The sequence below is a fragment of the Pseudomonas sp. NFXW11 genome, from assembly GCF_049887815.1.
Taxonomy (GTDB): domain Bacteria; phylum Pseudomonadota; class Gammaproteobacteria; order Pseudomonadales; family Pseudomonadaceae; genus Aquipseudomonas.
Window position 1 is genome coordinate 74,966 of sequence record NZ_JAGEKI010000021.1, and the last position, 18,964, is coordinate 93,929.

Annotated in this window: 16 protein-coding genes and 1 pseudogene; 10 read left to right on the forward strand and 7 right to left on the reverse strand. The window is 62.9% G+C overall.

The genetic code is table 11. From position 1 onward, the window contains the following. Nucleotides 1-76: 76 nt before the first annotated feature. From J4P02_RS26255 to J4P02_RS26265, 3 genes are all read left to right on the forward strand, one after another. Nucleotides 77-979, forward strand: a complete 903-nt coding sequence (locus J4P02_RS26255) for a chemotaxis protein CheV (protein ID WP_426195829.1) — start codon at nt 77-79, stop codon at nt 977-979. Between the two features lie 2 nt (nt 980-981). Beyond that, a complete protein-coding gene (locus J4P02_RS26260; protein WP_426195831.1) occupies nt 982-1,461 on the forward strand; it encodes a GNAT family N-acetyltransferase in 480 nt (159 codons plus the stop codon). Between the two features lie 123 nt (nt 1,462-1,584). Next, a complete protein-coding gene (locus tag J4P02_RS26265; protein ID WP_426195833.1) occupies nt 1,585-2,334 on the forward strand; it encodes a YkgJ family cysteine cluster protein in 750 nt (249 codons plus the stop codon). A 27-nt stretch (nt 2,335-2,361) separates the two neighbouring features. Here the strand turns inward: J4P02_RS26265 and J4P02_RS26270 are convergent, their stop codons facing one another. From J4P02_RS26270 to J4P02_RS26280, 3 genes and pseudogenes are all read right to left on the reverse strand, one after another. Next, complete coding sequence (locus J4P02_RS26270) at nt 2,362-3,393, reverse strand: methyl-accepting chemotaxis protein (RefSeq protein ID WP_426195912.1); 1,032 nt, start codon at nt 3,391-3,393, stop codon at nt 2,362-2,364. Nucleotides 3,394-3,663: 270 nt separating this feature from the next. Continuing rightward, nucleotides 3,664-3,963 (reverse strand): annotated as a pseudogene (locus J4P02_RS26275) (PAS domain-containing protein); the annotation flags it as partial. A gap of 139 nt (nt 3,964-4,102) precedes the next feature. Beyond that, nucleotides 4,103-4,339, reverse strand: coding sequence for a hypothetical protein (locus J4P02_RS26280; RefSeq protein WP_426195835.1), 237 nt, complete (start codon nt 4,337-4,339; stop codon nt 4,103-4,105). Nucleotides 4,340-4,554: 215 nt separating this feature from the next. Here J4P02_RS26280 and J4P02_RS26285 point away from each other — a divergent pair, with 215 nt between their 5' ends. The 7 genes from J4P02_RS26285 to J4P02_RS26315 all read left to right on the forward strand — a co-directional run bounded on the left by J4P02_RS26285 (nt 4,555) and on the right by J4P02_RS26315 (nt 14,435). Continuing rightward, a complete protein-coding gene (locus tag J4P02_RS26285; protein ID WP_426195837.1) occupies nt 4,555-5,715 on the forward strand; it encodes an efflux RND transporter periplasmic adaptor subunit in 1,161 nt (386 codons plus the stop codon). After that, nucleotides 5,712-8,807 carry a multidrug efflux RND transporter permease subunit gene (locus tag J4P02_RS26290; protein ID WP_426195839.1) on the forward strand — a complete coding sequence of 1,032 codons (3,096 nt, stop codon included), beginning with the start codon at nt 5,712-5,714 and terminating at the stop codon, nt 8,805-8,807. The genes J4P02_RS26285 and J4P02_RS26290 overlap by 4 nt, the downstream gene beginning before the upstream one ends. Before the next feature lie 8 nt (nt 8,808-8,815). Continuing rightward, nucleotides 8,816-9,493, forward strand: a complete 678-nt coding sequence (locus tag J4P02_RS26295) for a heavy metal response regulator transcription factor (RefSeq protein WP_426195841.1) — start codon at nt 8,816-8,818, stop codon at nt 9,491-9,493. Continuing rightward, a complete protein-coding gene (locus tag J4P02_RS26300; protein WP_426195843.1) occupies nt 9,483-10,847 on the forward strand; it encodes a heavy metal sensor histidine kinase in 1,365 nt (454 codons plus the stop codon). Before J4P02_RS26295 ends, J4P02_RS26300 begins: the two co-directional genes overlap by 11 nt. Nucleotides 10,848-11,054: 207 nt before the next feature. Then, nucleotides 11,055-11,270 carry a hypothetical protein gene (locus J4P02_RS26305; protein WP_426195845.1) on the forward strand — a complete coding sequence of 72 codons (216 nt, stop codon included), beginning with the start codon at nt 11,055-11,057 and terminating at the stop codon, nt 11,268-11,270. A 190-nt stretch (nt 11,271-11,460) separates the two neighbouring features. Next, nucleotides 11,461-12,783, forward strand: a complete 1,323-nt coding sequence (locus J4P02_RS26310) for an OprD family porin (RefSeq protein ID WP_426195847.1) — start codon at nt 11,461-11,463, stop codon at nt 12,781-12,783. Between the two features lie 140 nt (nt 12,784-12,923). Beyond that, the gene (locus J4P02_RS26315) at nt 12,924-14,435 is read left to right on the forward strand and encodes a diguanylate cyclase (protein WP_426195849.1); all 1,512 of its coding nucleotides are present in this window, start codon (nt 12,924-12,926) and stop codon (nt 14,433-14,435) included. A 67-nt stretch (nt 14,436-14,502) separates the two neighbouring features. On the opposite strand, the gene lpxC is transcribed toward J4P02_RS26315, so the two are convergent. The 4 genes from lpxC to J4P02_RS26335 form a co-directional block, all read right to left on the reverse strand. Next, the gene (gene lpxC, locus J4P02_RS26320; protein WP_426195851.1) at nt 14,503-15,414 is read right to left on the reverse strand and encodes a UDP-3-O-acyl-N-acetylglucosamine deacetylase; all 912 of its coding nucleotides are present in this window, start codon (nt 15,412-15,414) and stop codon (nt 14,503-14,505) included. A 112-nt stretch (nt 15,415-15,526) separates the two neighbouring features. Beyond that, complete coding sequence (gene ftsZ, locus J4P02_RS26325; protein ID WP_426195853.1) at nt 15,527-16,720, reverse strand: cell division protein FtsZ; 1,194 nt, start codon at nt 16,718-16,720, stop codon at nt 15,527-15,529. 99 nt (nt 16,721-16,819) lie between these two features. Continuing rightward, a complete protein-coding gene (gene ftsA, locus J4P02_RS26330; RefSeq protein ID WP_058437374.1) occupies nt 16,820-18,079 on the reverse strand; it encodes a cell division protein FtsA in 1,260 nt (419 codons plus the stop codon). A gap of 14 nt (nt 18,080-18,093) precedes the next feature. After that, nucleotides 18,094-18,960 (reverse strand): cell division protein FtsQ/DivIB, encoded by an 867-nt coding sequence (locus J4P02_RS26335; protein WP_426195855.1) that lies wholly within the window; start codon nt 18,958-18,960, stop codon nt 18,094-18,096. Nucleotides 18,961-18,964 lie beyond the last annotated feature (4 nt).

Here is an 18,964-nt window from a genome sequence, read left to right on the forward strand (position 1 = left end):
GAACAAGTCGATAACCCAATATCAATGGTTGTCCGCGGCCCGAGCCAGGCGCCAAATTCTTTAGAAGAAGGTTTTTATGTCCTCCACCAAAGCCCGCGCAGACTCGCTTTCGCTTCTGCTGTTTACCTTGCGCAGCGGCAAGCTGATGGCAATCAACCTGCTCAAAGTCAGTGAAATCATCCCCTGCCCGCCGCTGACCAAGCTGCCGGAGTCCCACCCCCATGTGAAAGGCATCGCCACCCTGCGGGGCAACTCGCTGTCGGTGATCGACCTCAGCCGGGCCATCGGCGAACGGCCCCTGGCCGACCCGGACAACGGCTGCCTGATTGTCACCGACGTCAGCCGCTCCAAGCAGGGCCTGCATGTGCAGGCGGTGAGCAAGATCGTGCATTGCCTGACCACCGATATTCGCCCGCCGCCCTTCGGCTCCGGCGGTATCAAGTCCTATATCACCGGCGTGACCCAGGTCGATGGCACCCTGGTGCAGGTCCTGGACATCGAGAAAGTGATCCACGGCATTGCCCCGACCCAGATCGAAATGGCCCCGACGGAACTGAGCATGGAAGACGCCGACGCCCTGGGCAGCGCGCGCATCCTGGTGGTGGACGACAGCCAGGTAGCGCTGCAACAGTCGGTGCACACCCTGCGCAACCTTGGCCTGCAATGCCATACCGCACGCAGCGCCAAGGAAGCCATCGACTGCCTGCTGGAACTGCAAGGCACGGCCAACGAGATCAACCTGATTGTCTCGGACATCGAGATGTCGGAAATGGACGGCTATGCCCTGACCCGCACCCTGCGCGAAACCCCGGACTTCGCCCACCTCTACGTGTTGCTGCACACCTCCCTGGACAGCGCCATGAACAGTGAAAAGGCCCGCCAGGCCGGGGCCAACGCGGTGCTCACCAAGTTTTCCTCACCGGAACTGACCCGCTGCCTGATCGAAGCGGCCAAGGTCATCATCAGCCAGGGAGCCTGAACGTGAGCGAACTGCATTGCCTGCTGCTGCGCCGCGACCTTACTGCTGCACTGACCGCCCCACAATGGCCGGCCGGTATCAGTCTGCAACACTACCGCCCGGAGCTGGCGGAGGCTGTGCATTCGCTGATGCACCTGGGTTACCTGGATGGCGGTGGCCGCGTACCGGCCCTCGACACCTGGCGCCAGGCGTTCGAAACCGATGCCGAGTACGACCCCGAGCTGTGCCTGCTGGCAGTGGATGCTGAGGGCGTGGTGGGCGTCGCCCAATGCTGGACCAGCGCCTATATCAAGGACCTGGTGGTGCACCGCCGCGCTCGCGGCCAGGGGCTGGGCCGGGCCCTGCTGCAACAGGCGTTCCTGATGTTCGCCGAACGCCATGAGGCTTGCGTCGACCTGCGGGTGCTGGAAGACAATCTGCCGGCCAGGTGCCTGTACGAAAGTGCCGGCATGCAACTGGTACGACGCGAACTGGTGCCATAACGGCAGCGGCAAGTGGCGAGCGACTGGCCGGCGAATGGCGTGCAACTTGCTTGCATGCCGGTCCTGACCGCGTCGAAGAGCGAATTTCCGACGCTCCTTCGACCCTCAACGGTTCCTCGCACCATGAACACTCAGTTTTCCTGCGTAGGCTGCGGCAAGTGCTGCCACGACCACCATGTGCCCCTGACCCTCACCGAAGCCCGAGCCTGGGCGGCCGACGGCGGCCAGGTGATCGTCCTGGTGGAAGCCTTTCTCGGCAATGGCCTGGGGTTGCCGCAGGCCCAGCGCGAGCACGCCCTGCGCCGTTCCTGCCGGGTGCAGAGCGGCAGCGCCGAAGCCTATGTGGCGATCACCTTCGCCGCCTACAACGTCGGCCCCTGCCGGAATCTTGACGAAGACCGGCTCTGCAGCATCTACGAGCGGCGCCCCTTGGTGTGCCGCATCTACCCCATGGAGATCAACCCGCATATCACGCTCAATCCGCTGGCCAAGGACTGCCCGCCGGAATCCTGGGAACAGGGGCCGCAGTTGATTGCCGCAGGCGAGCTGGTGGATGGCGAACTGGCGACGCTGATCCAGCGTTCGCGCCAGGCCGACCGTGATGATATCCAGGCCAAGGAAGCCATCTGCAGCCTGCTGGGTATTCGCACCACCGCGCTCAAGGGCGATGGTTTCACCGCCTATCTGCCGGATATGCAGGCCCTGGCCAACGCCATCGACCAGGTTCAAGCCGCGCTGCCGGGTGCCCCGCAACAGGGTTGGCGCTTTCACCTGTCCGCCGAGGAAGTGGCCGGGCAGGTGCAGGCCGCCGGGGCCCAGGTGGTCAGCGACACGCCACTGAACTACACCTTCATTCCCCTGCGCGCCGCCTGATTCGGGACGCCTGGCCGGCGAACGGTTCTAGCCACGCTTGTGCCAGAACTCCTGGGCCAGCTGGCGCAGATCACCGGCCAGCCCGGCCACGTCGCCGGAGTTGACATGGCTGAGTTGGCCGGCATTGACCGTGGCCTCGCAGGCGTTGCGAATGCCGATGATGTTGCGGTTGATGTCTTCGCTGACCGCACTCTGCTCTTCCACCGCCGCGGCGATCTGCAAACTCATTTCGGTGATCTGGTTGACCCGCTGGCTGATGCCATCCAGGGCCTGGGCCGCACGCTGGGCCTGATCGACGCTGCTCTCCACATGCTGGCTGCTGTGCTGCATGGCCTCCACCGCATTGCGTGCGCCATTTTGCAGGGTGCTGATCATGCGCTGGATCTCGTTGGTGGAATCCTGGGTGCGCTGGGCCAGGCCGCGCACCTCATCGGCCACCACGGCAAAGCCGCGCCCCTGCTCCCCGGCCCGGGCCGCTTCGATCGCCGCATTCAGGGCCAGCAGGTTGGTCTGCTCGGCGATGCTGCGGATCACCTCCAGCACCCCGGAAATATCCGTGCTGTGGCTTTCCAACTCATGAATCACCTCAGTGGCGCGCGCAAGCTCGCTAGCCAGGCGCAGCACCGCGCTGCGGCTCTCGCCCACCAGTTGATGACCTTCACGGGTTTCGCTTTCCGCCTGGTCGGCGGCCACCGAAGCCTGCTGGGCATGGGTGGCGACTTCCGCCACGCTGGCGGCCATCTGGTGAATGGCGGCCGCCACCTGATCGGTTTCCGCCTGCTGTTCCAGGGTGCTGCTGTGGCTGCTGTGCAGGTGCTCCACCAGTTCCGCGGCATGCCCGGCCAGGCGTTGGGAAGCATCGCCGATACGCCCCACCACCGCCCCCACCTGGGCCTCGAGCATCTGCAAGGCGAACTCGATGCGCCCGAACTCGTCCGCGCGTCCGGTGTAGATGCCCTGGCTCAAGGGGTTGTCGCCAACCTGCCGAGCGCGTTCGGCCAACCGCTCCAATGGGCGCAATTGCAGCCCCACCGCCACCAGGCTCAGGCACCAACCCATGGCCAGCGCCCCGCCCAGCACCCTCCACGACTCGGGCAATGACCACACCGAAACACCGTAGGTGCCGATGAAGCCGGCACTGATCCAGGCCCACAGGCGCAGCCGCAGGCTCATCACCGGCAACAGCTTGAGCCAGGACCGCGACGCCGTGTTCAGCCGCCCATAGGCTCGCTCCGCAGCCTCGATCTGCTGCAGGCTGGGCCTGGTGCGCACCGACTGGTATTCCACCGCCTGGCCGTCGCGGGTCACCGGGGTGACGTAGGCGCTGACCCAATAATGATCGCCGTTCTTGCAACGGTTCTTCACCATGCCCATCCACGAGCGGCCGCGCTTGAGGGTGCGCCACATATGGGCGAACGCCGCCGAGGGCATGTCCGGATGACGTAGCAGGTTATGCGGCGAACCCAGCAGTTCCTCACGGCTGTAGCCGCTGATCTTGATGAAGTCAGAGTTGGCGTAGGTGATCGCGCTGGTCAGATCGGTGGTCGAGAGGATGTTCGCATCAGGGGCAAAGTCCACGTTTCGCCCAGTAACCGGAAGGTTGATCTTCATGGGAAGCGCGCTCGTCATTGTTAGGTGGAGTCGGCAGGGCTGCTGACTCTAAGCGCACTGATGCCACAAATACTGATCCAGCTCAGGTTTAAAGCAATTAGCCACTATCGCGGTTGAAAAGCGCAAATCGTGGCTTTATGCACGAATGTCGGCGAAATCAGCGTTTGCCCATCGAACGACGAGTGCCGGGAGGCGCTGCGCCGGGGGTCTTGGTGTGGCCGTCGCCAACGCCCTTCTTGTACCAGGTCTGCTGGGCGTTTTTCGCCGCGGCAAATTCGGACGGCTTGAATGGAAACTTGAAGGCCGGGATTGCCGCCTTGTCTTCGATATGCGCTTCGGTCAGCGGATCGACGCTTGGCGCATCTTCCACAGCGGGTTGTACAGGGGCAGTCATGAGGCACTCCAGGGGAGAAATGGCGTCCGCGCCGCGGGCAGGACGAAAATCGGCGCCAGTATACCTGCGGGCAAAGGATCTTTGACCGGGCCCTGGTCGAGACTTTTCTGACAGCGCTGACAGCTGGGCGTCACAGTGCTGACCGGGTTGCCGGGCTATAACTGTGCACAGATCATCGCCATTTTCCGACCTCCTTGCCCCCGGCGCCCTCCTCCATGCCCATCGCCAAGAAAACCCTCGTCAGCGCAGCCGTGCTGGTGGCCCTCGCCGCCACCGCGTTGTGGTTCCTGAACCCGCCGGCGACCACCCGGCAGGCGGCCCACACGGCGGTTCCGGTACGGGTGGTGAAAGTGCTGCAGCAGGATGTGCCGCGCTACGCCAGCGGCATCGGTTCGGTGTTGTCGCTGCACAGCGTGGTTATTCGTACCCAGGTGGATGGCATCCTCACCCGCCTGTTGGTCAAGGAGGGCCAGTTGGTCAAGGTCGGCGACCTGCTGGCGACTATCGATGACCGGACGATCCGCGCCAATCTGGATCAGGCCCGGGCCCAGTTGGCGCAGAACCAGGCACAACTGCAGGTGGCCCAGGTCAACCTCAAGCGCTACAAGCTGCTGACCGTGGATGATGGCATCTCCAAGCAGACCTACGATCAGCAACTGGCCCTGGTCAATCAGCTCGCCGCCACCGTGCAAGGTAACCAGGCCGCCATAGACGCCGCCCAGGTGCAGCTTTCCTACACCCAGATCCGCTCCCCAGTCAGTGGCCGAGTGGGTATTCGCACCGTGGACGAAGGCAATTTCCTGCGCATGAGCGATGCCCAGGGCCTGTTCTCGGTGACCCAGATCGACCCCATCGCCGTGGAGTTCTCCCTGCCCCAACAGATGCTGCCCACCCTGCAGCAGCTGATCCGGGCCCAGGACCCGGCGGCGGTCAAGGCCTACCTCGGTGCCGACGGCAATAACCCCGACACCCTGCTGGGCAACGGCCACCTGAGCCTGATCGACAACCAGATCAACGCCGGCACCGGCACCATTCGCGCCAAGGCCGAGTTCGACAATGCCCAGCAGAAGCTCTGGCCCGGGCAACTGGTCACGGTGAAGATCCAGACCGCGCTGGAGCAAGGCGCGCTGACCGTGCCGCCCACCGTGGTCCAGCGCGGGCTCGATCAGCACTTCGTGTTCCGGGTCAACGGCCAGCAGGTGGAAAGCGTGCCGGTGCAGGTGCTGTATCAAGACAGCGGCCTGAACATCATCAGCGGGGTCCAGGCCGGCGACGTGCTGGTGAGTGACGGTCAGTCGCGACTCAAGCCCGGCACCCAGGTGCAGGTGCTTGGCGACCCACTGCCAGTGGTGCAGGCTGCGCAGGTGCAGCCATGAAGGGCCACGGCTCGGTATCCGCCTGGTGCATCGACCACCCGGTCGCCACCGTCCTGTTGACCTTCGCCCTGGTGCTGCTGGGGCTGATCGCCTTTCCGCGGCTGCCGGTGGCGCCGCTGCCAGAGGCGGAGTTTCCCACCATCCAGGTTTCCGCCGCCCTGCCCGGAGCCAGCCCGGACACCATGGCGTCGTCGGTGGCTACGCCCCTGGAGGTGCAGTTCAGCGCCATCCCCGGCATGACCCAGATGACCTCCAGCAGTGCCCTGGGCACTTCTCTGCTGACCTTGCAGTTCACCCTCAACAAGAGCATCGACACCGCCGCACAGGAAGTGCAGGCAGCCATCAACACCGCCGCCGGCAAGCTGCCCAAGGACATGCCGACCCTGCCCACCTGGAGGAAGGTCAACCCGGCGGACAGCCCGGTACTGATTCTCAGCATCAGCTCGACGCAGATGCCCGGCACCGAACTCAGCGACTACGCAGAAACCCTGATGGCACGGCAGATCAGCCAGATCGACGGGGTCGGCCAAATCAATATCACCGGCCAGCAGCGCCCGGCGATCCGAGTCCAGGCTTCGGCAGACAAGCTGGCGGCCATCGGCCTGACCCTGGCCGATATCCGCCTGGCAATCCAGCAAACCAGCCTCAACCTGGCCAAGGGCGCGCTGTACGGCGAATCGAGCATTTCCACCCTGTCCACCAACGACCAGCTGTTCCACCCCGAGGAATATGGTCAGTTGATCGTTTCCTACAAGAATGGCGCGCCCGTGCAGCTGCAAGATGTGGCACGGGTGGTCAAGGGTTCGGAAGACGCCTACGTGCAGGCCTGGTCTGGCGATCAACCGGGGGTCAACCTGGTGATCTCGCGCCAGCCCGGGGCCAATATCGTCGACACCGTGGACCGCATCCAGGCCGCGCTGCCCGGCCTTGAAGCCATGCTGCCGGCCTCGGTGCAGGTCAAGGTGCTGGTGGACCGTACCCAGACCATCCGCGCCTCGCTGCACGAGGTGGAAATTACCCTGCTGATCGCCGTGTTGCTGGTGGTGGCGGTGATGGCGCTGTTCCTGCGCCAATGGTCGGCAACCCTGATCGTCTCGGCGGTGCTGGGGGTATCGCTGACCGCCAGCTTTGCCCTGATGTATGTGATGGGTTTCAGCCTGAACAACCTGACCCTGGTGGCCATCGTGATTGCCGTGGGCTTTGTGGTGGACGACGCCATTGTCGTGGTGGAGAACATTCACCGGCACCTGGAGGCCGGCGACGGCATGCGCGAGGCGGCGATCAAGGGCGCCGGGGAAATCGGCTTTACCGTGGTCTCCATCAGTTTTTCCCTGGTGGCGGCCTTTATTCCCCTGCTGTTCATGGGTGGGGTGGTAGGCCGGCTGTTCAAGGAATTCGCCTTGACCGCAACCTCCACCATCATGATTTCAGTGGTGGTCTCGCTGACCCTGGCGCCGACCCTGGCGGCCCTGTTCATGCGCGCCCCGCTGCACCCGGAACACGCCAAGCCAGGTTTTGGCGAGCGTCTGCTGGCGGTCTACGAGCGCGGCCTGCGCAAGGCCCTGGCCCACCAGAAACTGATGCTGGGCATCTTCGCCCTGACCCTGGGCCTGGCCATCGCCGGCTATGTGTTCATTCCCAAGGGCTTCTTCCCGGTGCAGGACACCGGTTTCGTCCTGGGCACTACCGAGGCTGCGGCGGATATTTCCTACCCCGATATGGTGAAGAAGCACCAGGCCCTGGCCGAGATAGTCGCCGCCGACCCTGCGGTGCAGGCGTTCTCCCACTCGGTGGGGGTGTCCGGCAGCAACCAGACCATCGCCAACGGCCGCTTCTGGATTTCGCTGAAACCACGGGCTGAGCGGGATGTCTCGGCCAGCGCCTTTATCGATCGCATTCGTCCGCAACTGATGAAGATTCCCGGCATCGTCCTCTACCTGCGGGCCGGCCAGGACATCAACCTCAGCTCCGGCCCCAGCCGTGCCCAATACCAGTATGTGCTCAAGAGCAACGACGGCCCGACCCTGAGCACCTGGACCCAGCGCCTGACCGAAAAGCTGCGCAGCAACCCGGCCTTCCGTGATATTTCCAACGACCTGCAACTGGGCGGCAGCATCACCCATATCAATATCGACCGCACCGCCGCCGCGCGCTTCGGCCTCACTGCCAGTGATGTCGACGAGGCGCTGTACGACGCCTTCGGCCAGCGCCAGATCAACGAGTTCCAGACCGAGATCAACCAGTACAACGTGATCCTCGAACTCGACACCCAGCAGCGCGGCAAGGCCGAGAGCCTCAACTACTTCTACCTGCGTTCGCCGCTGACCGGGGAGATGGTGCCGCTGTCGGCCCTGGCGCGCTTCGATGCGCCCACGGTGGGCCCGCTGTCGATCGCCCATGACGGCATGTTCCCGGCGGCCAACCTGTCGTTCAACCTGGCTCCCGGCGTGGCCCTGGGGGATGCCGTGATCCTGCTCAACCAGGCCAAGAGCGAGATCGGCATGCCGGCGGCCATCAGCGGCAATTTCCAGGGCGCGGCCCAGGCCTTCCAGAGCTCCCTGGCCAGCCAGCCATACCTGATCCTGGCGGCGCTGGTGGCGGTGTACATCATTCTCGGGGTGCTGTACGAAAGCTTCGTGCATCCGCTGACGATCATTTCCACCCTGCCCTCGGCGGGCCTGGGCGCACTGTTGATGCTCTGGCTCTGCGGCCAGGACTTTTCCATCATGGCGCTGATCGGCCTGGTGCTGCTGATCGGTATCGTCAAGAAAAACGGCATCCTGATGATCGACTTCGCCCTGGAAGCCCAGCGCAACCGCGGGCTGCCTCCTCAAGAAGCCATCTACCAAGCCTGCCTCACGCGCTTCCGGCCGATCATCATGACCACCCTGGCGGCCTTGCTCGGCGCCCTGCCGCTGATGCTCGGCTATGGCGCCGGCGCCGAACTGCGCCAGCCCCTGGGCATCGCCGTGGTCGGCGGCCTGCTGGTGAGCCAGGCACTGACGCTGTTCACCACGCCGGTCATATACTTGTGGCTCGAGCGGCTGTTCCACCGGCCCCAGCCGGCCCCGTTGCCGGCCACCAACACCTGAGGCGGGTCATGCGCGTTCTGATTATCGAAGATGAAGAAAAAACCGCCGATTACCTGCACCGCGGCCTCACCGAGCAGGGCTACAACGTAGACCTGGCCCGGGACGGCATCGAAGGCCTGCACCTGGCCCTGGAAAGCGATTACGCAGTGATAGTGCTGGATGTGATGCTGCCGGGCCTAGACGGTTTCGGCGTACTGCGCGCCCTGCGCGCGCGCAAGCAGACCCCGGTGATCATGCTCACCGCGCGCGAACGGGTGGAAGACCGCATCCGCGGCCTGCGCGACGGTGCCGACGATTACCTGGGCAAGCCCTTCTCGTTCCTCGAACTGGTGGCCCGGCTGCAAGCCCTGACCCGCCGCAGCGGCGGGCATGAGCCGGTGCAGATCAGCATCGCCGACCTGTGGATCGACCTGATCAGCCGCAAGGCCAGCCGCGCCGGCAACCGCCTGGACCTGACCGCCAAGGAGTTCTCCCTGCTCAGCGTACTGGCCCGGCGCCAGGGCGAGATTCTGTCCAAGACGGCCATTGCCGAGATGGTCTGGGACATCAATTTCGACAGCGATGCGAATGTCGTCGAGGTGGCGATCAAGCGCCTGCGAGCCAAGCTCGACGGCCCCTTCGAGCACAAGCTGCTGCACACCATCCGCGGCATGGGTTATGTGCTGGAGAACCGCAGTGCCGAGTAATTCCATTGCTCTGCGCCTGAGCGGTCTGTTCACCCTGGTGGCGCTGCTGATTTTCCTGTTGATTGGCGGCGCCCTCTACCAACAGGTGGACAAGGGCCTGGGCCTGCTGCCGGAAGCCGAGCTGGATGCGCGCTACAGCGTGCTCGAGTCGGCCCTGACTCGTTACGGCAACCCCGAGCACTGGGGCAAGATCAGCGCCAAGCTCAAGCTGCTGGGCGAGGAAGACAAGCGCATTCGTTTCTGGGCGGTAAGCGGCGACCCCGGCTATGAATACGGCGACCCGGATCAGCAGATCCGCCAATTCGCCCAGGGCCCCCTGGGCATGCGCGACCTGAATCTGAGCGATCACCCCTACCCGCTGAAAGTGCTGGTCAGCCAGTTGCCGGCCAAGGAGCAACGCCCGCCCCTGCGCTTTCTGATCGCCATCGACACCGACACCTTCCACCAAACCCAGCACCAGTTGCTGATGGCCCTGATCGGCCTGGCGATTGTCGGCGTGCTGCTGGCCTCGGCCCTGGGCTACTGGGTGGCACGGATCGGCCTCAAGCCGCTGATCAAGCTGTCCCAGGAAGCCCAGCGCCTGGCGCCGCCACGGCTGTCCGGACGCCTGCAACTGACGCCGCTGCCGCCGGAGCTGAGCCAGTTCGTCAACTCTTTCAACTCCACCCTGGAACGGGTCGAGCACGCCTATTCGCGCCTGGAATCGTTCAATGCCGACGTCGCCCATGAGTTGCGTTCGCCCCTGACCAACCTGATCGGCCAGACCCAGGTGGCCCTGACCCGGGGGCGCTCGGCGGAGCATTACTTCGAGGTGCTGCAATCCAACCTCGAAGAGCTGGAACGGCTGCGTTCGATCATCAATGACATGCTGTTCCTGGCCAGCGCCGACCAGGGCAGCAAGGCCACCAAGCTCACCAGTACCTCCCTCGCGGCGGAAGTGGCCACTACCCTGGACTACCTGGACTTTATCCTCGAGGACGCCCAGGTGCGGGTCGAGGTCGAGGGCGATGCCCAGGTGCGGATCGAGATCGCCCATCTGCGCCGGGCCCTGATCAACCTGCTGAGCAATGCCGTGCAGCACACGGCGCCGGGGGAAGTGATCCAGGTGCGGATCGAGGTACAGCAACAGCAGGTGGCGATCGCCGTCAGCAACCCGGGGCAAGGCATTGCCAGCGAGCATTTGCCACGGCTGTTCGAGCGCTTCTACCGGGTCGACGCCTCGCGCAGCAACAGTGGCGCCAACCATGGCCTGGGCCTGGCCATCGTCAAGGCCATTGCCCTGATGCACGGCGGCGATGTCTTCGTGCACAGCGAACGGGGCATCAATACGTTTGGGCTGTATCTGCCGCGCTGAATCCCGAAATCCCTGATTCTGTTGGCGCCGGCTTGGCGGCGAAGGCGCCAAGCCATTCGTTCGCGGGAAGAGCTTCGCTGGCAAGCCAGCTCCTACTATTGTTTTTTTTGTAACAGTCCTTATCCTGTTCGGCCCTTTTTCCGACTGCCTCGTGGTTATATTTTTGTCGCACCGAATTGAACTTGCTCAGCAAGAAGGTCTTCAGAAATGTCCAACAGTATGGGTATTGCCAGCGCCTTTGTTTTGTCTTCCCTGTTTGTGGCGCCCGTGGCCATGGCTGAGGAATCCCAGGCATTCGCGGCGAGAAATGCAGCACGCGCCGCCGCCTTCGAACAAGCACAGGTCGCCCAGCAGCAAAGCACTCAGCAAGCCCAGAAGATCACCGCCGAGCAGCGCAAGAGCGATGCTGGAAAAGACAGCTGATTCTCGAATCCGACTCGTTTCCCTCGACAACTGCTCTGCCTTCAACCCGGGAGCAAGTTGTCTTAAAGCCGCTGACTTCAGCGGCTTTTTTTGTTGTTGAGAAGTTCCCCACAGATTCGTCTTGCACAGAACAAGAAACACCCGAATTCACAATAAGAAACCCATTGTTACCCACCAAAGGAGCTACACGTTGTTCAGGACCTCACTGAAATTCAGTTCGCTGTTCATTGCAATCGCTGCAACTATCCCGGCACTGGGCCAGGCCGCCGAAGAAGCCGCAAGCGAAGGTTTCGTCGCCGGTTCGAGCCTTAAGCTCAATGCCCGCAACTACTACATGAACCGCAACCGCCATCAGCACAACGATGACAACATCGAATGGGGCCAGGGTTTCCTCGGCATCTTCGAGTCCGGCTACACCCAGGGCACCCTGGGCTTCGGTGTCGACGCCAATGCCATGCTCGGCCTCAAGCTCGATGGCGGTGGCGGCACCGATGGCTCGAGCATCCTGCCGATTGGCGATGGCAACGGCAAAGCGCCCGGCTCGTTCTCCACTGCCGGCGCCACCCTGAAAATGCGCGCCTTCGACACCGAGCTCAAGGCCGGTGATCTGTTCCTCAACAACCCGGTGATCGCCGGGGGCATGAGCCGCATGTTGCCGCAGACCTTTCGCGGCATCAGCCTGACCAACCGCAGTTTCGACGGCTGGCTGCTCGAAGGTGGCCAGGCCAGCTTCACCAAGCCCTACAACCAGAGTGGCCGCCAGCGCATCGGCACCTCCTACGGCAACCTGAGCGATGGCGACAAGAGCCGTCACCTGAACTGGGCCGGCGTGGCCTGGAGCGGCGTGCCGGGGTTGACCAGCAGCCTCTACGCTTCCGAGCTCAAGGACATCTGGAACCAGTACTACTACGACCTGGACTACACCTACGCGGTCAACGACCTGGTGAGCCTGAACCCGGGCCTGCACTTCTATCACACCCAGGACACCGGCCAGTCCCTGCTGGGCAAGATCGACAACAACACCTACAGCCTGCACTTCACCGTCGGCGTGGGCAGCCACAGCGTCACCGCCGCCTACCAGCGGGTCAACGGCAACACGCCCTTCGACTACATATCCCAGGGCGACAGCATCTACCTGGACAACTCCCAACAGTACTCGGACTTCAACGGCCCCAACGAGCGCTCGTGGAAGCTCAAGTACGCCTACGATTTCGCCGGCCTCGGCCTGCCGGGCCTGACCTCGTCGCTGTCCTACTCCCGCGGCGAGCTGGACACCACCAAGGTCGACCCGGACAGCCGCGGCTACGCCAACTGGTACAGCGCCGATGGCAAGCACGCCAAGCACTGGGAACGCGACCTGGACCTGAAGTACGTGGTGCAGGGCGGCACCGCCAAGGACTTGGCGGTGCGTCTGCAGTGGGCCACCAACCGTGGCGGCAATGGCTACGGCACGCTGGATAACGACACTGACGAATACCGAGTGATCGTCGACTACCCGATCAATGTGTTCTAACTCGCTATAAGCACAAGGCCAGCATGTTTTGCTGGCCTTTTTTTTGTGCCGGATTTATACAGGCGCGAAGGCGTGACTGATTCCTGTGGCCCACGTCCATACAAGACTTGAAAACGTCGATGTGGCAGATAGCAGTGAGCATGAGCGTGAAGAGTGCGATACCCCGCACAGGGAAAACCGCGGCAAATTCGGAATGGCTGCTGATCCTCGCCAGCTCGCTGGCAGTTGCCGCCATCCTTGGCATTGTCACCTACCTGTTGATCCGCGAACACGCTGCCGCCGAGCTGTCGGCAACCCGCGCCGCGACCAATATCGTGCAGTTGATCGACGCCGACGTTCTGCGCAATGTCGAGCTCTATGACCTGTCGCTCAAGGGCCTGGTGAGTGCTGCACAGCGTCCGGACCTGCAACAGGTGTCCGCGCCGATCCGCCATCTGGCGTTGTTCGATCGAGCCACTGCCGCACCCTACAAGGGCGATATCCTGCTGCTGGACACGTCCGGCAATGTGCTGGCCGATTCAGCCTCGGTGGTGCCGCGCAAAGGCAACTTCGCCGACCGCGAGTACTTCAAGGCGCATATCGACAACCCGGACCCGGGGATGATGATCAGCCCGCCCTTTCGTGCCCGTACCGCCGATCAGGATTGGCGCATCAGCTTCAGCCGGCGCCTCAGCGGCGAACACGGCGAGTTTCTGGGCGTGGCCGAGGCCGCCATGCGCCTGAGCTACTTCAACCAGTTGTTCAAGTCCCTGGATATAGGCCGCGACAGCACCATCAACCTGGTGAGCCGCGACGGTATCCTGCTGGCCCAGCAACCCGCCCTGACCGAAGACATGGTTGGCAGGGATTTCAGCAATCGCCCCAACTTCGTGCGCATTCTGCGTGAGGGCAACGGCAGCTTCACCAGCCTTTCCAGCATCGATCAGCGGCAACGCCTGTACACCTTCTCCCAAGTCGGCGAGCTGCCGTTGATCGTGGTGGTGGCGCTGTCTGCCGATGAAGTGTTTCGCTCCTGGCGGCACACCGCGCTATGGGTCAGCAGTGCCACCGGCGTGCTGTGCATCGGTCTGTTGTGGCTGACCCTGCTGCTGTGCCGCGAGCTGCGGCGGCGCCACTGCGCCGAACAGGAACTGGCCCGCCTGGCGTCCGTCGATGCCCTGAGCGGCCTGGCCAATCGCCGTACCCTGGATCAGACCCTGGCCCGCGAATGGGCCCGGGCCCAGCGCTCGGGCAAACCGCTGGCGCTGTTGATGATCGATATCGATCACTTCAAGCAGTTCAACGATCGCTTTGGCCATCCACTGGGGGACCAGGCCTTGCGCGCGGTCGCCCAGAACATTGCCGCCTGCGTCCAGCGCCCGGCAGACCTGGCGGCGCGTTATGGCGGCGAAGAGTTCGCGGTGATTCTTCCCGATACCGACAGTGCCGGGGCTTCGCAGCTGGCGGAAAAGATCCGCGCCCAGATCCAAGACTTGCCGGCCGTCAGCCCCCAGGCCTCGACGCTGACGGTGAGCATCGGCATCAACTGCTGGTCCGGTGCGCCCGGGGCCAGTCTCGACGAGTTGCTCGGTCATGCTGACAAGGCTCTCTACCAGGCCAAGCATGCCGGTCGCAACCGAGTGGTTTCCAATATGTGCCGGGGCCGCACCTGAAACCGCAGGCATAAAAAAAGGCCACCCGGGGGGATGGCCTTTAAAAACAAAAGGAAAGAGAGAGTACTTACACGGCCGCGACCGGACGCATGTAAGAGATCGGTGCAGTGCTGGCGTCCTCGAAGGTCACGACTTCCCAGGCATCCTTCTGTTCAATCAGCTTGCGCAGCAGCTGGTTGTTCAGGGCATGGCCCGATTTGAAGCCCTTGAACTCGCCTATCAGGCTATTGCCCAGCAGGTAGAGGTCACCGATTGCATCCAGGATCTTGTGCTTGACGAATTCGTCTTCGTAGCGAAGACCGTCTTCGTTCAGTACGCCATCCGAATCGACCACAATGGCATTTTCCACGCTGCCGCCGAGTGCGAGGTTGTGCTTGCGCAGGTACTCGATATCACTCATGAAACCAAAGGTACGGGCGCGACTGACTTCTTTTACGAACGAAGTACTGGAGAAGTCCACGCTTGCACTCTGGGTGCGGTCACGGAAAACCGGGTGATCGAAATCGATCTCGAAGCTCACTTTAAAACCATCGAAAGGCACGAAAGTGGCGCGCTTGTCGCCGTCTTCCACTGTCACTTCACGAAGGATGCGGATGAACTTTTTAGCTGCGTCCTGTTCTTCGAGGCCAGCAGATTGAATCAGGAATACGAAGGGTCCAGCGCTACCGTCCATGATCGGGACTTCGGACGCGGAGAGCTCGACGTAGGCGTTATCGATGCCCAGGCCAGCCATGGCCGAGAGCAAGTGCTCCACCGTGTCCACTTTGATGTCGCCGTTGACCAGCGTGGTCGACATTGTGGTTTCGCCAACATTTTCCGCGCGAGCAGGAATCTGCACCACCGGGTCCAGGTCGGCACGACAAAACACAATGCCGGTGTCGACAGGCGCAGGCTTGAGGGTCAGGTATACCTTCTCCCCGGAATGCAGGCCTACACCTGTGGCACGGATAATATTCTTCAGGGTGCGTTGTTTAATCATGGCTTGGGCCGCTTCAGCGCAAATTGCGAACTGGTATCAACAAAGGCTGGCGATAATAGCAGACCATGCCTTTGCTGAACACCAATCACCCTAATACCCCTGATACATTCCATCAATCGGCCTGACGACGCAGGAATGCCGGGATGTCCAGGTAGTCCAGATCATCTTGCGGATTCAGCTTTGCCGCGGTTGCCGCGTTCGACTGCGCCTGGTTGCGCATCACGGTCGGACGGTCCAGGTCACGGTAGTTCACCGACGGCAGTTCCTGGCGAGCAGGAGCCGACGCTTGCGACTGCGCGGACATGGAAGTCTGAACGGTATTGTCGATGACCTTCACAGGCTTCTCGATTTTCGCGCCCAGGCCGGTGGCCACTACGGTTACATGCAGCTCGTCACGCATGTCCGGATCGATAACGGTACCGACCTTGACCATGGCGTGTTCGGAAGCGAAGGCTTCGATGATGCTACCCACGTCGGAGTACTCGCCCAGGGACAAGTCGGGACCGGCGGTGATGTTCACCAGAATGCCGCGCGCACCTTCCAGGTTCACGTCTTCCAGCAGCGGGTTGCGGATCGCCGCTTCAGTAGCTTCACGTGCACGGTTCGGACCGCTGGCGCAGCCAGTGCCCATCATCGCCATGCCCATTTCGCTCATCACGGTGCGTACGTCGGCGAAGTCGACGTTGATCATGCCCGGACGCTTGATGATGTCGGAGATACCGCGAACGGCACCGGCCAACACGTCGTCAGCCTTGGCGAAAGCCGACAGCAGGCTGGCGTCTTTACCGAGGATGGTCAGCAGCTTCTCGTTGGGGATGGTGATCAACGAGTCGACGCTTTCGCTCAGCGCGCGGATGCCCTCATCGGCGATCTGCATGCGCTTGCGGCCTTCGAACGGGAACGGACGGGTCACCACCGCAACGGTGAGGATGCCCATTTCCTTGGCCACTTCGGCGATGATCGGCGCTGCACCGGTACCGGTACCGCCGCCCATGCCAGTGGTGATGAACACCATGTTGGTGCCCGCCAGTACTTCGGCGATGCGCTCGCGGTCTTCCAGGGCGGCCTGACGACCGACTTCCGGATTGGCACCCGCACCCAGGCCCTTGGTCACACCGGTACCCAGTTGCAGGATGGTCCGCGCGCCGATGTTTTTCAGCGCTTGAGCATCAGTGTTGGCGCAGATGAACTCGACGCCCTCGATGTTGCTCTTGACCATGTGATTGACCGCGTTGCCGCCGCCACCGCCCACGCCGATAACCTTGATTACCGGACTTTGCGGGATGTTGTCTACGAGTTCGAACATTTTCCCTCTCCTTTCATTTCTCTAGTTTTTCGCCTACTGCCTACTGCTTCTACTGCCTTTACTGCTTGTTGCTTGAAACTTGTCGCTTGAAGCTGCTGGTCAGAAATTGCCCTGCACCCAGCTCTTGATGCGATCGAGCAAGGCCGCCTTGGGCTCATCGCTGCTGTAGCTGTCGCGATTGCCGATACCGGAGAACTGGATGCCGTCGGACTGCTTCTGCAGGCCGTATTGCAACAGGCCCACACCAGTGGAATAGATCGGGTTGCGCACCACGTCGGACAGGCCCTTGACACTGTGGGGCACGCCCAGGCGGACCGGCATGTGGAAAATTTCCTCCGCCAGTTCCACCGCACCTTCCATCTTCGAAGTACCGCCGGTGAGCACGATGCCCGCCGGGATCAGGTCTTCGTAGCCGCTGCGACGCAGCTCGGCCTGGATCAGGGTGAACAGCTCGTCGTAGCGCGGCTCGACCACTTCGGCCAGGGCCTGGCGCGACAGTTCGCGCGGTGGACGGTCGCCAACGCTCGGCACCTTGATGGTTTCGCCGGCACCGGCCAGCTTGGCCAGGGCACAGGCGTAACGAATCTTGATCTCTTCGGCGTACTGGGTCGGGGTACGCAGGGCCATGGCGATATCGTTGGTCACCTGGTCGCCGGCAATCGGGATCACCGCGGTATGGCGGATCGCGCCTTCGGTGAAGATCGCCATGTCGGTGGTGCCGCCGCCGATGTCCACCAGGCATACGCCCAGCTCTTTTTCATCGTCGGTGAGCACCGCGTAGGCCGAGGCCAGTTGCTCGAGGATGATGTCGTCGATTTCCAGGCCGCAGCGACGCACGCACTTCTCGATGTTCTGCGCAGCATTCACTGCGCAAGTGACCACATGGACCTTGGCTTCCAGACGCACGCCGGACATGCCCAGGGGCTCGCGCACGCCTTCCTGGTTATCGATCACGTAGTCCTGCGGCAGGGTGTGCAGAACCCGCTGGTCGGCCGGGATCGCCACCGCCTGGGCGGCATCCAGCACCCGCTCCAGGTCAGCCGAGCTGACTTCACGGTCGCGGATCGCCACGATGCCGTGGGAGTTCAGGCTGCGGATGTGATTGCCGGCCACGCCGACGAACGCCGAGTGGATGCGGCAGCCCGCCATCAGTTGCGCTTCTTCCACCGCGCGCTGGATCGACTGCACGGTGGACTCGATATTCACCACCACGCCCTTCTTCAGGCCGCGGGAGGGATGGGTGCCAATGCCGACGATTTCCAGCGAGCCATCGGCCGCGACTTCGCCTACCAGCGCCACTACCTTGGAGGTGCCGATATCCAGGCCGACGATCATTTTGCCGCTTTGCACATTTGCCATGGTCCTGCCTCTTCTTAATTCTTCGCGACGGCGGGCTGCGCCGTCGTGGGTGCCGCCGGATCGCGCCAGCCCACGGCCAAGCCGTTGGCGTAACGCAGATCGATGCGCGCGATGTTCGTGATCTGTTCTTTCAGCGTTTTTTCATAAATGGCAATGAAGCGGCGCATCTTCTCCACCAGGTGATCGCGGCCCAGGAGCAGCTCGATACCCGGGCCGGCACTGCCGGCGCCGGTGGTCAGGAACCAACTGCCGCGCTCGCGCAGCTCCAGACGGGCAATCGAAAAGCCCAGCGGCCGCAGCATCTGGCTCAACACCTGATACTGCTGCATCACTTGCTGCTGGGCCCGCTGCGGCCCGAACAACTGCGGCAAGTGTTCATAGTTCGCCAGTTCACGCGGGGTGAAGGCCTGGCCCTGGTTGTTCAACAGCGCCTCGTCGCCCCAGCGGGCCACCGGCAGTTGTTCTTCCAGGCGAATCACCACTTGGTCCGGCCACACCCGACGTACTTCGGCGTGAGCGATCCAGGGCATTTGTTCCAGCTCGGTGCGCATGCTCGCCAGGTCGATGGTGAAAAAGCTCGCCGCGACATAAGGCGCGATCCGCTGTTGCACCGCCTGCTGGCTGATGTAGCTCAAGTCCCCCTGCACGGCGATCTTGCTGATCGGCCGGTCGGCGTAAGGCAGCAGGCGTTGAGCACCTTCATAGGTGCCAACCCCCAGTGCCACCAGCAACACCGGCCAGAACAGGCTTTTCAGAAAGCCGAAATTGGCTTTCGGCAGGCGCACCGACATCGGCTCTTTGGCCACCATGCGGCTGGCACCCCGCGGCACCGGCTTGCGGCCGGGTGCGGGTTGCTGATGACGAAGCGATGCGCCTTGCATGGAC